We start from the raw sequence: 13,619 nt of genomic DNA, 5'->3' as shown, positions 1-13,619 counted from the left end.
GTGGCTGCCCAGGTACGCGTTCTTCGTCAACGGATCCGCTCGGCGAAGTCGATGAAGAAGATCACCAAGGCGATGGAGCTCGTCGCGACGAGCCGGCTCGCCAAGGCCCAGTCCCGGGTCGCGGCCTCGTTGCCGTACGCCCAGGCCATCACCGGCGTGCTCACGGCGCTGGCGTCCAACGCGGCCATCGACCACCCGCTGCTCACCGCCCGGCCGAAGGTCCGGCGGGCCGGGGTGGTCGTGGTGACCAGCGACCGCGGCCTGGCCGGCGGTTACACCTCCAACGCGATCAAGGCCGCGGAGTCGCTTATCGCCCGGCTCAGGGCCGACGGCAAGGAGCCGGTGCTCTACGTCATCGGCCGCAAGGGTGTCGGCTACTACCGGTTCCGGCAGCGGAAGGTGGAGGCGAGCTGGACCGGCTTCTCGGAGCAGCCGACCTTCGCCGACGCCAAGCAGGTGGGCGAGACGCTGATCAAGGCGTTCGTCTCCGGCGCGGACGATCTGGAGGGCGGCGACCCGGGGATCGACGGCGTGCTCGGCGTGGACGAGCTGCACATCGTCTTCACCGAGTTCAAGTCCCTGATGTCGCAGACCCCGGTGACCCGGATCATCGGCCCGATGGAGGTCGAGGACCGGCCGCGCTCCGAGGGGGTGCTGCCGGCGTACGAGTTCGAGCCGGAGGCGGACGCGCTGCTCGACGCGCTGCTGCCGAAATACATCAACACGCGGATCTACGCGGCGTTGCTGGAGTCGGCGGCGAGCGAGTCGGCGTCCCGTCGCCGGGCGATGAAGAGCGCGACGGACAACGCCGAAGAGATGATCGAGAACTACACGCGCGAGATGAACTCGGCCCGCCAGGCCGGGATCACCCAGGAGATCAGCGAGATCGTCGGCGGCGCCAACGCGCTGGCCGCGTCGGGAAGTGAAGTGTGATGACTGCTCCTACAGAGACCAAGACCGCGACGGGCCGCGTGGTCCGGGTCATCGGCCCGGTCGTCGACGCCGAGTTCCCGCGCGACGCCATGCCGGACATCTTCAACGCCATGCACGTCGACGTGACCCTCTCCGGGGGCGAGAAGACCCTGACCCTGGAGGTCGCCCAGCACCTGGGCGACAACATGGTCCGGGCGATCTCGATGCAGCCGACCGACGGCCTGGTCCGGGGCACCGAGGTCCGGGACACCGGCTCGCCGATCATGGTGCCGGTCGGTGACGAGGTCAAGGGCCACGTCTTCAACACCATCGGCGAGGTGCTCAACCTCAAGGAGGGCGAGACCTTCAAGGCGACCGACCGGTGGCAGATCCACCGCAAGGCGCCGGCCTTCGCCGACCTGGAGCCGAAGACCGAGATGCTGGAGACCGGCATCAAGGTGATCGACCTGCTCGCCCCGTACGTCAAGGGTGGCAAGATCGGCCTCTTCGGCGGTGCCGGCGTGGGCAAGACGGTGCTGATCCAGGAGATGATCACCCGGGTCGCGAACAACTTCGGTGGTACCTCGGTCTTCGCCGGGGTGGGTGAGCGGACCCGTGAGGGCAACGACCTCATCCACGAGATGACCGAGTCCGGCGTCATCGACAAGACCGCGCTGGTCTACGGCCAGATGGACGAGCCGCCGGGCACCCGGCTCCGGGTGGCGCTCTCCGCGCTGACCATGGCAGAATACTTCCGCGACGTGAACAAGCAGGAAGTGCTGCTCTTCATCGACAACATCTTCCGGTTCACCCAGGCCGGTTCGGAGGTCTCCACCCTGCTCGGCCGGATGCCGAGCGCGGTGGGCTACCAGCCGACCCTGGCCGACGAGATGGGCGAGCTCCAGGAGCGGATCACCTCGGTCCGGGGTCAGGCGATCACCTCGATGCAGGCGATCTACGTGCCGGCGGACGACTACACCGACCCCGCGCCGGCCACCACCTTCGCGCACCTGGACGCCACCACCAACCTGGAGCGGTCCATCTCCGACAAGGGCATCTACCCGGCGGTGGACCCGCTGGCGTCCTCGTCCCGGATCCTCGCCCCGGAGTTCGTCGGCGCCGAGCACTTCACGGTCGCCTCCGAGGTGAAGCGGATCCTGCAGCGCTACAAGGACCTGCAGGACATCATCGCCATCCTCGGCATCGAGGAGCTCTCGGAGGAGGACAAGCTCACCGTCGGCCGGGCCCGCCGGATCGAGCGGTTCCTCTCCCAGAACACGTACGCGGCCGAGGTCTTCACCGGCATCAAGGGCTCGTACGTGCCGGTCAAGGACACCGTCGAGGCGTTCAAGAAGATCAGCGAGGGTGAGTACGACCACTTCCCCGAGCAGGCGTTCTTCATGTGCGGTGGCCTGGACGACCTGGAGCGCAATGCCCGGGAGCTGATGAAGGACTAGGTCTCCGGACCGTACCCGCGCCGAAGCCGCACCGGTAGCCGCCGGTGCGGTTTCGGCGCTTCACGTGCTGTTCACCTGCGCGCTCTGGTCGGTTTATCCGCGCTTCGCGTAGTTCCGGTGCTTTGGCAAGCCGCGTTCGCCGGGTACCGTCGGGTGCGCCGCTACCGTGGCGAGCAGTTCCCATCGATCGGACGTGAAGATGTAACACGTTCGAGGCTGCGGCTCTGCAACACTTTTGCCCCGTCATCCCGTCATCAGTGAGGGGGCGTGACACTCGCGGTGCGCGACGGATGGAGATGCAGGTGAGCGAGGGCATGGGCGCCGGTCGGTCGGGCAGGCGGACGGCCCGGCCGGACCGTGGCCGGAACTACGGTGGTCCCGGACCGGCCGACGACGGCCGGGTGGGCGACCTCACCGGCGCCGGACGGCCGATCCGGGAGAAGCGGCGCAGGAAGTCCGCCGTGCCTCTCTGGGCCCGGCTCTGCGCGATCTTCGGTGCGGTGCTCGTGGTGCTCAGCGGCGGGACGCTTGTCGGCTTGGAGGCGGTGCTCGCCCGGTTCGAGGGTGCGGTCACCGAGGAGGACCTCTTCGGCGACCAGGCCGCCGGGGCGGCGGAGAAGAAGTCGGACATCAAGGGTCCGCTCAACATCCTGCTGGTCGGGATCGACCCCCGGAAGCCGGAGACGCCGCCACTGGCCGACTCGATCATGGTGTTGCACGTGAACGAGACGCTTGACGACGCGTACCTCTTCTCGATGCCCCGGGACCTGCTGGTGGAGATTCCCCGCTTCTCGAAGGCGAACTTTCCGGGTGACCGGACGAAGTTGAACGCCGCGATGTCGTACGGCAGCAAGGTGCCCGGCGAGAAGTTGCCGAGCGCTGCCCAGGGTTTCGAACTGCTCTCCATGACGGTCTCCAAGGTCACCGGGATCGAGCGGTTCGACGCGGGTGCGATCATCAACTTCGGCGGCTTCCTGAAGATCGTCGACGCCATTGGTGGCGTCACGATGTACATCGACCAGAACGTCAAGTCGGAGCACCGCCGCCCGGACGGCACGCACCGGACGCTCAAGCCCGGTGGCGGCGGCTACCTCGGCCCGCAGGCCACCTACAGGAAGGGCACCCGGCACCTGAAGGGTTGGGAGGCGCTGGACTACGTCCGGCAGCGGTACCCGAAGAACGGGGTCACCGACGGCGACTACGGTCGCCAGCGGCACCAGCAGCAGTTCGTCCGGGCAATGGCCGACCAGGCGCTGAGCAAGGACGTGGTGACCAACCCGATCAAGCTGGACAAGGTGATCCGGGCGGCCGGCGAGTCGCTGGTCTTCAGCGGTCGGGGGCACAAGCTGATCGACTTCGGCTTCGCCCTGCGTAACCTGCGCTCCGACTCGATCAAGATGATCAAATTGCCGGGCGGCGGCGTCTACGAGGGCGACGACTACCGGGGTGAGCAGTTCCAGCCGGTCGCCCAGGAGTTCTTCGACGCGCTCCAGGCGGGCACCGTCGACAGCTTCGTGATCAACAACCCGAAGTTGTTGAACAAGGTCAAATGAGCGCTCCGCGAGCCGCCACCCGGCTGCGGGCGGCGGCGGGAGCGGGGCTAGACTCGGCACCATCCCGCCGCCGCAGCAAGGAGACAGCGTGGCACAGCTTCAGGTCGAGCTCGTAGCCGTCGAGGAGAAGATCTGGACGGGCGAGGCCGAGATGGTCGTCGCGCGGACCACCGAGGGTGAGCTCGGGGTGCTGCCGGGACACGCCCCCCTGCTGGGGCAGCTCGCCGAGCCGGGCCAGGTACGCATCAAGGTGTCCGGCGGCGAGCAGCTGACCTACGAGGTGAACGGCGGCTTCCTCTCGGTGACCGGGGCCGGGGTCACGGTCCTGGCCGAGAGCGCCAGCCCGGTGACCGAAGCCACGAGCCGCTGATCAGACACGTCGATGCTGGTCTTGCGGTGGATCGGAATCGGCGTCCTGGTGCTGTTGCTCGCGGTGGCGGCGCTCTTCCTCCGGCGGGCCCTGATGACCCGCTCCGGTGGGATCATCCGGCTCAGTGTGCGCGTCTCGACCATCCTCGACGGTCGCGGCTGGTCGCCGGGGTTCGCGCGGTTCGCCGAGACCGAACTCCGCTGGTACCGGATGTTCAGCTTCGCCTTCCGGCCCAAGCGGGTGCTGTCCCGGCGCGGCCTCGCGGTGGAGCGCCGACGGCTGCCTGAGGGTCAGGAACGGCTTATCATGCCCGCCGACTGGGTGATCCTGCGATGTGTCAGCCACCAGGCGCCCGTGGAGATCGCCATGGCGAAGTCCACGGTCACCGGTTTTCTCTCCTGGCTTGAATCCGCCCCTCCGGGGGCGGTTTCTCCGTCTCTAGCCCTGCGCGACTAGGCCGCGCTGACCGCCGGGACGCCCCGTTCGGCACCGGCCCCGGCCCCGGCCCCGGCCAACTGCCGGACCGGTCGGCGGCAGTGATAGACCACTGCCGGGGGCAGGTTGGCCCAGACCGTCGAGCCGACCACGACCTCTTCGAAGAGGTCCCGGAGGTTGCGGTGCAGCCGCCGGGCCGGTGGCGACCAGCGGGCGTGCTGGTAGGCGAAGGTGGTGAAGACGCCGTGGTCGGCGAGCGCCGCGACGACGGAGGCCAGGATCGCCCGCTGCCGGTCCGCGCCGAAGACCGCCCAGGGCAGGCCGCTGACGATCACCTCGGCCGGCGGCAGGTTCCGCTCGGCGAGCAGTCCGGCCAGCGTACTGGCGTCGGCCTGTAGCACGTCGACCGCCGGATGTTCCCGGGCCAGGCGATCGGCGAAGGTCGGGTTGATCTCCAGGGCGAGGTGCCGCCCCTGCCCCGCCAGCCGGCGCTGGATGACCCGGGTGAACGCACCGGTGCCCGGGCCGAGTTCGACGACCAGCGGCTGCCCGGTCCGGGGGATCGTCGCGGTGATCCGCTCGGCGAGCGGCGCCCCGCTGGGCGCGATGGCGCCGACCGATCGGGGGTCGCGGGCCAACTGGGCCAGAAACGAGATCATCTCGGTGGGCACGGACCGAAGCTAAGCGACGTGATCATCTTTCGATGTCGTCCGGCCGGTCGGTGTATCGGCCACTCGGAGGAGGCGCCGTGCGCGGCGGCAGGACTCGCCCCCCGACGGCCGGCTCCGTATCGTTGCCCAGGTGCGTGATCGGCGAGGGTCGTGGCCCGATGTCCTGACGGGCCTGGTCGGCGGCGTCGTCGGCCCGGTCAGGGCCGGCCGGCCGGTGGTGCGGAGCCGCCCCGTCCCGCTGGTGACCGGCGTGGCGCTCGGTCTGGCGTACGCGGCCGCGCTGCTGTACCTGGGCGGTACGGGGCTGCTGCCGGGGCGGCAGGGCTTCGTCCAGCTCGCCGGCTTCTTCGGGATCGCCGTCGCCCCGGTCCTACTCGCCCGCTACCTCGCCGCGGTACGCCGGGCGGCGCACTCGGCAGAGGAGTGCGCCCGGGAGGTCGAGGAGCAGCAGGAGGTCCAGACCCGGGCGGCCCGCCTGGCCGAACGGGCCGCCATCGCCCGGGACCTGCACGACATCGTCGCGCACCACGTCGGGGCGATCGCCTTGCAGGCCGGCGCGGCCCAGTACGCGGCCCGGCGTACCGGCCGGGTGGACGACGCGGTGCAGGCGCTGGGGGAGCTGCGGGTCACCGCCGGCCAGGTGCTCGACGAGCTGCGGGCGCTGCTGGAGGTGCTGCGTGACCCCGACGCGATCACGGCGGGCGGGCCGCCGATCGAGCCGGAGCAGCTCATCATGGACGCGGAGCAGCGGGTCCGGGCGGCCGGGGTGGTGGTCCGGATGAACCTGGCCGGTGACGTCGGTGCGGCGCCGCTGGTGGTGCGTACCACCGCCGCCCGGGTGATCCAGGAGGGGCTGACCAACACGCTCAAGCACGCCGGACCGGGCGCGACCGCCTCGGTGGAGATCCGGCCGGAGGGCTCCGGGCTGCTGGTCGAGGTGCTCGACACCGGTCCGGACCGGCCCCGGCCGTCGCTGCTGCCGCCCTCCGGGCACGGGCTGGCCGGGATGCGGGAGCGGGTCCGGCTGCTCGGCGGCACGCTGCTCGCCGGCCCGACCGGCACCGGCGGCTGGCGGCTCGCCGCCCACCTGCCGATCCGGGAGAAGGCGCCGGAGGTCCGGGAGAGGGCGCCGGAGGTCCGGGAGAGGGCCCCGGAGCCGGCCGGGTGGTGCCGGTGACCGTACGGGTGCTCGTCGTCGACGACCAGGCGCTGGTCCGGGCCGGGGTGACGCTGCTGCTGCGCACCGCCGGTGGGTTCGACATCGTGGGCGAGGCCGGCGACGGGCGGGAGGCGGTCCGGCTGGCCGAGCGGCTCCGCCCGGACGTGGTCCTGATGGACCTGCGGATGCCCCGGATGGACGGGATCGAGGCCATCCGCCGTATCCTCGACCGGCATCCGGCGACCCGGGTACTGGTGCTCACCACCTTCGCCGACGACGCCAACATCTACGGGGCGCTCGGCGCCGGTGCGATCGGTTACCTGGTCAAGGACGGCGCCCCGGAGGACCTGGTGGAGGCGGTCGGCCGGGCGGCCCGGGGCGAGCCGCTGCTCGCGCCGGCCGTGCTCTCCCGGATCGTCCACCGGGCGCTCCAGGCGCACACCCGGGACACCGAACGGGGCTCCGAGAGCGTACGGCCGTCGGGCCGGCGGCTGCTCAGCGCCCGGGAGCGCGAGGTGCTGGCCCTGGTCGGGGCCGGGCTCTCCAACGCCGAGATCGCCGCCCGGATGCACGTCGGCGTCACCACGGTGAAGACGCACGTCTCGGCGGCGATGGAGAAGCTCGGGCTGCGCAACCGGGTCCAGGCGGCGGTGGTGGCGCACCGGCTCGGCCTGGTCGACGACGAGTTCCGGCCGGTGCCGGCCGACCGGTCACCCCTGGCGGGCGGGGACTGAGCGGGCGCAGAGCTCCACCTCGAAGCCGGACCCGTCGACCAGGTAACCGGCGTAGGTCTCCGGCCCACCGGCGTACGGGTGGCGGTCGGCGAAGAGCAGCGTCCAGCCGTACTCCGGGGCCTGCGCCACCAGCCGGTCCACGACGGCGGGCGGGCCGGCGTGGAAGGCCAGGTGGTTGAGGCCCGGCGCGAACCGGTCGTGTCGCCGCGAGGAGAGCGCGGGGGACTCCTCCAGCACCAGGTAGGTCGCGCCGCGCCGCCAGGAGCGGCCGGCGTCCCAGCTCTGGTACGGCGTCCAGCCCAGCTCGCCGAGGAGCCAGCTCCAACCGGCGGCGGCCCGGTCGAGATCCGGCACCCAGATCTCCACGTGGTGCAGCCCGCCGGGCTCCTCGTCAGCGCTGGGCACCGGGGACCCATAGCACATCTCCGGCCGGATTTGCCGTTCTTGCCAGGATGAAGAGCAGATCCGAGAGGCGGTTGAGATACTTTGCCGGGAGAATGTTGGTTCGCTCTGGTTCGGCGTTGAGCAAAGCCCACGCCGAGCGCTCGGCGCGTCGGGTGACCGTGCGCGCCACGTGCAGCAGTGCCGCTCCCGGAGTGCCGCCGGGCAGGACGAAGGAGTCGAGTTTGGCCAGTCGGGCGTTGTACCGGTCGCACCAGCCCTCCAGACGCCGCACGTACTCCTCGGTGACCCGCAGCGGCGGATACGCCGGCTCGGGTTCGACCGGGTTGGCGAGATCGGCCCCGACGTCGAAGAGGTCGTTCTGGACCGTGCCGAGCACGGTCCGGACGTCGTCGTCGAGCCGGCCGAGCGCCAGTGCCGCGCCGATCGCCGCGTTGCACTCGTCGACATCGGCGTACGCGCCGATCCGGGGATCGGTCTTGGCGACATCTTCGTTGTTGACCAGCCTGGTCGTGCCGGCGTCGCCGGCCCGGGTGTAGATGCGGGTGAGGTGGACGGCCATGACCAACAGCGTACGGACGTCGGCGCCGGCCGCGTCCCCGCGGGAACTCACCCCGGTGGCGGCGGGCTGGCCCGACGGTACCGGGCCGGGTGGCGCGGACGACTCTACGATGTGCGACGTGGACGTGATCAGAGTCGGTGGCGGTGCCCGACTGGTCGGCCGGGTGCACGTGGTGGGTGCCAAGAACTCCGCGCTGAAGCTGATGGCCGCGGCGCTGCTCGCCCCCGGGCGGAGCGTGATCACGAATGTGCCCCGGATCACCGATATCGCGATCATGGCGGAGGTGCTGCGGCGGCTCGGCTGCGAGGTCTCCTTCGCCGACGACGTGGGCGGTGAGGTGGGCGCCGACGGGGCGATCGTGGAAGGTGGCGTGGCGATCGCGGACAGCGGCCCGCCCCGCTCCTGCTCGGTGACGATCGACGTGCCGGCCGAGCCGGGCACCGAGGCGGACTACGACCTGGTGCGCCGGCTCCGCGCCTCGATCTGCGTACTCGGGCCGCTGCTGGCCCGGCGCGGATACGTCCGGGTCGCCCACCCCGGCGGCGACGCCATCGGCTCGCGCGGGCTGGACATGCACGTGGCCGGGCTGGCCCGGATGGGTGCGGAGATCTCCGGCGAGCACGGGTTCGTCATCGCCTCGGCGCCGCGTGGGCTGCGCGGCGCGACGATCTGGCTCGACTTCCCGAGCGTGGGCGCCACGGAGAACCTGGTGATGGCGGCGGTACTGGCCAGGGGCGTCACCGAGATCGACAACGCCGCCCGGGAACCGGAGATCGTGGACATCTGCACCATGCTGACCCGGATGGGTGCCCGGATCGACGGCGCCGGCACCTCGATGCTGCGCATCGAGGGCGTGCCCGAGCTGCGGCCCGTCCGGCACGCCACCGTCGGCGACCGGATCGTCGCCGGCACCTGGGCCTTCGCGGCGGCGATGACCAGGGGCGACGTCACGGTCACCGGCGCCGAGTCGGCCTTCCTGGAGATCGCCCTCGACAAGCTGGTCTCGGCCGGCTGCCTGGTCGAGACCCGGCCCGACGCGTTCCGGGTGCAGTTGGACCGGCGGCCATCCGCCGTCGACGTGGTGACGCTGCCCTATCCCGGCTTCGCCACCGATCTGCTGCCGATGGCGATCGGGCTCGCCTCGGTGAGCGAGGGGGCCTCGCTGGTCACCGAGAACATCTTCGACGGCCGGTTCATGTTCGTGAACGAGATGGCCCGGCTGGGTGCGGACATCAAGACCGATGGGCACCACGCGGTGGTCCGCGGTCGGGAGCGGCTCTCCAGCGCTCCGGTCCGGGCCACCGACATCCGGGCCGGTGCGGGGCTGGTGATCGCCGGGCTCTGCGCCGACGGGGTCACCGAGATCTCGCACGTGCACCACGTCGACCGGGGCTATCCGGACTTCATCGCCGACCTGCGGTCCCTCGGCGTCGAGGTGGAGCGGGCGACCGCTCCCGAAGAGCCGGCGTTCACGATATGACCCGGCCGCCGGCCCGGTCAGCGGGCGGATCCGGGCTCCGGGTCGGGGTGTACCGGCCCCCGGGCGTCGGCCTCGGGGTGCCCGGCACACGTGCCGGTGGTGGCGAACCGACGCAGCGCGTCCGCGAGTTGGGCGAGGTCGAGCCCGTCGAGGTGGTCGACGATGTGCCGCCGGACGCTGGCCAGGTGGGTCGGGTAGGCCGCCCGCAGCCGGGTCAGCCCGGCGTCGGTGAGCACCGCGTTCCAGCCCCGGGCGTCCTCCGGGCAGCGGATCCGCTGGACAAAGCCCTGCTGCTCCAGCCGGCCGACGATCCGGGTCATCCCGCTCAGCGACAGGTCGCCGGCGGTGGCCAGCTCGTTCATCCGCATCCGGCGGTCGGGCGCCTCGGAGAGGTGCATCAGGACGCCGTACTCGTTGATCGACAGGCGTTGCTCGCGGGTGAGGTCGGCGTCCAGCGCCCGCGGGACGACGGTGATCACCCGGCTCAGGGCCCGGACGACGGCCTCCTCGTCGCGGCTCAGCGGGCGCAACGGCGCTGTCATGGAGAACACAGTAACACGGAAGTTGCTTGACAAAGCAAGTATCTGACTATTTGCTTGACGTGGCAAGCAACCTGCCGCTCACTTCGGAGGGAAACTGCGGTAATGACCAGAATCGGCATCATCCTCGGCAGCACCCGCCCGGGCCGCAACGGCGAAGCCGTGGCGCGCTGGGTGTACGACATCGCCCGTCAGCGCGGCGACGCGGAGTACGAGCTCGTCGACCTGCTCGACTACAAGCTGCCGCACCTCGACGAGGCGATCCCGCCGAGCATGGGCCAGTACGCCAACCCGCACACCCTGGAGTGGGCCGCCAAGATCGGTTCCTTCGACGGCTTCGTCATCGTGACCCCGGAGTACAACCACTCCACCTCGGGGGCGCTCAAGAACGCCATCGACTTCCTCTTCGCGGAGTGGAACAACAAGGCCGTCGGCTTCGTCAGCTACGGCAGCGTCGGCGGCGCCCGGGCCGTGGAGCACCTGCGGCTGGTCGCCGGCGAGCTGATGATGGCCGACGTGCGGGCCCAGGTGACGCTCACGCTGCGTACCGACTTCGAGAACTTCAGCACCTTCACGCCGGGTGACTACCAGCGGGAGGCGCTCGGCACCGTGCTGGACCAGACCGTGACCTGGAGCAGGGCGCTGGCCCCGCTGCGCGCCAGTTGATGGTGTCGGCCAGAACTGTTACCGGCCGGTAGTCGCGCCCGGCCCGCCGGTTAGGGTGCTCCGGAGGGACACAATCCAGCCGAAGGAGTGCAGAGATGGCGGGTCGACTCGCGGTCGTCGGGGCCGGTCTGATGGGTTCGGGCATCGCGCAGGTGGCGGCGCGGGCCGGGTGGCAGGTCACCCTGCGCGATCTGGACGACGCCGCCACCCGCCGGGGCCTCTCCGGCATCCGTACGTCGTTGGAGAAGTTCGCGGCCAAGGGCACCATCGACGCCTCGGACGTCGAGGCGGCGCTGGACCGGATCACCCCGACCACCGAACTGGAGGCGGCGGCCGACGCCGACATCGTCGTCGAGGCCGTCTTCGAGCGCCTGGAGGTCAAGCAGGAGGTGTTCCGGGCGCTGGACACGATCTGCGCGCCCGGTGCGGTGCTGGCCACCAACACCTCGGCGATCCCGGTCACCCAGATCGCGGCGGTGACGGCCCGACCGGAGTCGGTCGTCGGCACGCACTTCTTCTCGCCGGTGCCGATGATGAAGCTCTGCGAGCTGGTCCGGGGCTACAAGACCAGCGACGAGACGCTGGCCACCGCCCGGGCGTTCGCCGAGGAGATCGGCAAGACCTGCGTGGTGGTCAACCGGGACATCGCCGGCTTCGTCACCACCCGGCTGATCACCGCCCTGGTGATGGAGGCGATCGCGCTCGTGGAGTCCGGGGTGATCTCGCCGGAGGACCTGGACACCGCCTGCAGGCTCGGCTTCGGGCACGCGATGGGCCCGCTGGCCACCACCGACCTGACCGGTGCGGACGTGCTGCTGCACGCGACGAAGAACATCTATGCGGACACCGCCGACGAGAAGTTCTTCCCGCCGGAGCTGCTCCAGCGGATGGTGGCCGCCGGTGACCTGGGGCGGAAGACCGGCAAGGGCTTCTACTCGTACTGAGACCGAGGGCACGGCGGGGCGGGCCGGCTCAGCCGTCGCGCCGGCTGGTCCAGCGGAAGGTGGTCAGGCAGAGCAGTAGGCCGACGACGCACCAGGCGGCGAGCACCAGCGCGACCCGGGTCAGCTCGAAGGAGCCGGCCGGCTCCTGTGCGCCGAACGACTCGGGCAGGAAGACCGCGCGCAGGCCCTGGCACATCCACTTCAGCGGGAAGATCGCCGCGACCTGCTGCATCCAGGGCGGCAGGCTGGTGAAGACGAAGAAGACCCCGGAGATGAACTGGAGGACCAGGGCGACCGGGGTGACCACCGCCGAGGCGCCCCGACCGGTACGGGGCAGCGAGGAGAAGGCGATGCCGCAGAGCGTGCAGGCGGTGATGCCGAGCACCGAGACCCAGAGCAGGGTGAGCCATCTGGCGGCGGTCTCCGGCAGGGAGAGGTCGAAGAGGAGGGTGGCGACCGCGAGCAGCAGCACCGTCTCGGCGACACCGATCACGGCCACCATGACGACCTTGCCGGCGAAGTAGACCCACTTCGGCATCGGCGTGCCACGCAGCCGCTTCAGCACTCCCCGGTCCCGCTCGATCGGGATCTGGATCGCCAGGCTCTGGAAGCCGACCGTCATCAGGCCGGTGGCGATCATGCCGGTGACGAAGTACTGCGTGAACCGGACCCCGCCGCCGATCTCACCCTTGAAGATCGACGCGAAGATCATGATCATCACTACCGGGAAGAGCATGGTGAAGACCACGGACTCCCGGCTGCGCAGGAACTGGCGTACCTCCAGCCGGCCCTGCCGCAGGCCCAGGGCGACCGGCCCGACCCGCCGGGCCGGTGCGGACGTCGGCGGGGTGGTGGCGCTGCTCGGTGCGGTGGTCGAGGTGCTCATCGGTGCCCGATCATCCGTAGGTAGACGTCCTCCAGGGTGGGCCGGGTGACGGTCAGCCCCGGCACCTCGCCGCCGAACCGCGCGGCCAGCTCGCCGACCAGCGCCGTCGGCGTCGCACTCTCGACGCGTTCCAGGCCGCCGTCCGGGGTACGCCAGGAGACCGTCGCCAGGGCCTCGGCCCGGTTGCCGAGCCGCCCCGGGGCGGCGACCTCGACCAGCCGTCCGGCGGCGATCACACCCACCCGGTCGGCCAGCGCCTCGGCCTCGTCCAGATAGTGCGTGGTCAGCACGATGGTGGTGCCGGCGGCGGCCAGGTCGCGGATCAGCTCCCAGAACTCGCGCCGGGCCTCCGGATCGAAGCCGGTGGTCGGCTCGTCCAGGAAGAGCAGCTCGGGCCGGCCGATGATGCCCAGCGCCACGTCCAGCCGGCGCTTCTGCCCGCCGGAGAGGGTGTGGGTGCGCGCCCTCGCCTTGCCGGCCAGCCCGACCCGCTCGATGACCTTGTCCGGGTCGTCGGGGTCGGGATAGAAGCCGGCGAAGTGGTGCACCACCTCGGCCGCCGTGAGGTCGTCGAACTCGCCGGTGCCCTGGAGCACGATGCCGACCCGGGACCGCCACCGCGCGTCGGCGCGGCCCGGGTCGACGCCGAGCACGGTGACCTCGCCCGCGTCCCGGCGCCGGTAGCCCTCCAGGATCTCCACCGTGGTGGTCTTGCCGGCACCGTTCGGGCCGAGCAGGGCGAAGACCTCGCCCCGGTGCACCGCCAGGTCGACGCCGTCCACGGCGACCGTCCCGTCGTACGCCTTGCGCAACCCCTGTACGGAGATCGCGAGCTGGTCTGCCATGGGT

At 71.0% G+C, this 13,619-nt stretch carries 16 protein-coding genes; 10 read left to right on the top strand and 6 right to left on the bottom strand.

All coding sequences use genetic code 11. The features are described 5' to 3' along the window. From ACN27G_RS24075 to ACN27G_RS24055, 5 genes are all read left to right on the top strand, one after another. Positions 1-933 carry a F0F1 ATP synthase subunit gamma gene (locus ACN27G_RS24075; protein WP_421495033.1) on the top strand — a complete coding sequence of 311 codons (933 nt, stop codon included), beginning with the start codon at positions 1-3 and terminating at the stop codon, positions 931-933. After that, positions 933-2,369, top strand: coding sequence for a F0F1 ATP synthase subunit beta (gene atpD, locus ACN27G_RS24070; RefSeq protein WP_421495032.1), 1,437 nt, complete (start codon positions 933-935; stop codon positions 2,367-2,369). The genes ACN27G_RS24075 and atpD overlap by 1 nt, the downstream gene beginning before the upstream one ends. A 302-nt stretch (positions 2,370-2,671) precedes the next feature. Beyond that, a complete protein-coding gene (locus ACN27G_RS24065) occupies positions 2,672-3,922 on the top strand; it encodes an LCP family protein (protein ID WP_421495031.1) in 1,251 nt (416 codons plus the stop codon). An 88-nt stretch (positions 3,923-4,010) separates the two neighbouring features. Then, positions 4,011-4,292 (top strand): F0F1 ATP synthase subunit epsilon, encoded by a 282-nt coding sequence (locus ACN27G_RS24060; protein ID WP_421495030.1) that lies wholly within the window; start codon positions 4,011-4,013, stop codon positions 4,290-4,292. 12 nt (positions 4,293-4,304) lie between these two features. Further along, positions 4,305-4,748, top strand: coding sequence for a DUF2550 domain-containing protein (locus tag ACN27G_RS24055; protein ID WP_421495029.1), 444 nt, complete (start codon positions 4,305-4,307; stop codon positions 4,746-4,748). Here ACN27G_RS24055 and ACN27G_RS24050 read toward each other — a convergent pair. Then, positions 4,745-5,398, bottom strand: coding sequence for a class I SAM-dependent methyltransferase (locus ACN27G_RS24050; protein WP_421495028.1), 654 nt, complete (start codon positions 5,396-5,398; stop codon positions 4,745-4,747). The two genes, ACN27G_RS24055 and ACN27G_RS24050, sit on opposite strands and share 4 nt — an antisense overlap. Positions 5,399-5,528: 130 nt before the next feature. On the opposite strand from ACN27G_RS24050, the gene ACN27G_RS24045 reads away from it, so the two are divergent. Together ACN27G_RS24045 and ACN27G_RS24040 are read left to right on the top strand one after the other, a co-directional pair. Continuing rightward, complete coding sequence (locus ACN27G_RS24045) at positions 5,529-6,575, top strand: sensor histidine kinase (RefSeq protein ID WP_421495027.1); 1,047 nt, start codon at positions 5,529-5,531, stop codon at positions 6,573-6,575. Beyond that, positions 6,572-7,291 (top strand): response regulator, encoded by a 720-nt coding sequence (locus tag ACN27G_RS24040; RefSeq protein WP_421495026.1) that lies wholly within the window; start codon positions 6,572-6,574, stop codon positions 7,289-7,291. The genes ACN27G_RS24045 and ACN27G_RS24040 overlap by 4 nt, the downstream gene beginning before the upstream one ends. Here ACN27G_RS24040 and ACN27G_RS24035 read toward each other — a convergent pair. Both ACN27G_RS24035 and ACN27G_RS24030 read right to left on the bottom strand, forming a co-directional pair. Next, complete coding sequence (locus tag ACN27G_RS24035) at positions 7,268-7,696, bottom strand: VOC family protein (protein WP_421495025.1); 429 nt, start codon at positions 7,694-7,696, stop codon at positions 7,268-7,270. The two genes, ACN27G_RS24040 and ACN27G_RS24035, sit on opposite strands and share 24 nt — an antisense overlap. After that, positions 7,683-8,255, bottom strand: coding sequence for a cob(I)yrinic acid a,c-diamide adenosyltransferase (locus ACN27G_RS24030; RefSeq protein ID WP_421495024.1), 573 nt, complete (start codon positions 8,253-8,255; stop codon positions 7,683-7,685). Before ACN27G_RS24030 ends, ACN27G_RS24035 begins: the two co-directional genes overlap by 14 nt. Before the next feature lie 109 nt (positions 8,256-8,364). Here ACN27G_RS24030 and murA point away from each other — a divergent pair, with 109 nt between their 5' ends. Further along, positions 8,365-9,735 carry a UDP-N-acetylglucosamine 1-carboxyvinyltransferase gene (gene murA, locus ACN27G_RS24025; protein WP_421497438.1) on the top strand — a complete coding sequence of 457 codons (1,371 nt, stop codon included), beginning with the start codon at positions 8,365-8,367 and terminating at the stop codon, positions 9,733-9,735. Positions 9,736-9,752: 17 nt separating this feature from the next. Here the strand turns inward: murA and ACN27G_RS24020 are convergent, their stop codons facing one another. Further along, entirely contained in the window at positions 9,753-10,277 is a 525-nt protein-coding gene (locus tag ACN27G_RS24020; protein ID WP_421495023.1) for a MarR family winged helix-turn-helix transcriptional regulator, read from the bottom strand. Positions 10,278-10,379: 102 nt separating this feature from the next. Here ACN27G_RS24020 and ACN27G_RS24015 point away from each other — a divergent pair, with 102 nt between their 5' ends. Together ACN27G_RS24015 and ACN27G_RS24010 are read left to right on the top strand one after the other, a co-directional pair. Then, on the top strand, positions 10,380-10,940 hold the full coding sequence (locus ACN27G_RS24015; RefSeq protein WP_421495022.1) for an NADPH-dependent FMN reductase: 561 nt from the start codon (positions 10,380-10,382) through the stop codon (positions 10,938-10,940). A gap of 95 nt (positions 10,941-11,035) precedes the next feature. Continuing rightward, a complete protein-coding gene (locus ACN27G_RS24010; protein WP_421495021.1) occupies positions 11,036-11,884 on the top strand; it encodes a 3-hydroxyacyl-CoA dehydrogenase family protein in 849 nt (282 codons plus the stop codon). A 28-nt stretch (positions 11,885-11,912) separates the two neighbouring features. On the opposite strand, the gene ACN27G_RS24005 is transcribed toward ACN27G_RS24010, so the two are convergent. Then, positions 11,913-12,770 (bottom strand): ABC transporter permease, encoded by an 858-nt coding sequence (locus ACN27G_RS24005; RefSeq protein ID WP_421495020.1) that lies wholly within the window; start codon positions 12,768-12,770, stop codon positions 11,913-11,915. Then, on the bottom strand, positions 12,767-13,615 hold the full coding sequence (locus ACN27G_RS24000) for an ABC transporter ATP-binding protein (RefSeq protein ID WP_421495019.1): 849 nt from the start codon (positions 13,613-13,615) through the stop codon (positions 12,767-12,769). The genes ACN27G_RS24005 and ACN27G_RS24000 overlap by 4 nt, the downstream gene beginning before the upstream one ends. Between the last annotated feature and the right edge of the window lie 4 nt (positions 13,616-13,619).

It is taken from the genome of Plantactinospora sp. WMMB334 (assembly GCF_049179095.1).
Lineage (GTDB): Bacteria > Actinomycetota > Actinomycetes > Mycobacteriales > Micromonosporaceae > Plantactinospora.
This window is presented reverse-complemented; position numbering and strand designations above follow the sequence as displayed.

Bases quoted from the DNA above. Each gene is read 5' to 3' on its own strand.
- atpD (WP_421495032.1), top strand. From the start codon at position 933: ATGACTGCTCCTACAGAGACCAAGACCGCGACGGGCCGCGTGGTCCGG.
- murA (WP_421497438.1), top strand. From the start codon at position 8,365: ATGTGCGACGTGGACGTGATCAGAGTCGGTGGCGGTGCCCGACTGGTC.
- ACN27G_RS24010 (WP_421495021.1), top strand. From the start codon at position 11,036: ATGGCGGGTCGACTCGCGGTCGTCGGGGCCGGTCTGATGGGTTCGGGC.
- ACN27G_RS24000 (WP_421495019.1), bottom strand. From the start codon at position 13,615: ATGGCAGACCAGCTCGCGATCTCCGTACAGGGGTTGCGCAAGGCGTAC.
- ACN27G_RS24030 (WP_421495024.1), bottom strand. From the start codon at position 8,255: ATGGCCGTCCACCTCACCCGCATCTACACCCGGGCCGGCGACGCCGGC.
- ACN27G_RS24020 (WP_421495023.1), bottom strand. From the start codon at position 10,277: ATGACAGCGCCGTTGCGCCCGCTGAGCCGCGACGAGGAGGCCGTCGTC.
- ACN27G_RS24005 (WP_421495020.1), bottom strand. From the start codon at position 12,770: ATGAGCACCTCGACCACCGCACCGAGCAGCGCCACCACCCCGCCGACG.
- ACN27G_RS24055 (WP_421495029.1), top strand. From the start codon at position 4,305: ATGCTGGTCTTGCGGTGGATCGGAATCGGCGTCCTGGTGCTGTTGCTC.
- ACN27G_RS24015 (WP_421495022.1), top strand. From the start codon at position 10,380: ATGACCAGAATCGGCATCATCCTCGGCAGCACCCGCCCGGGCCGCAAC.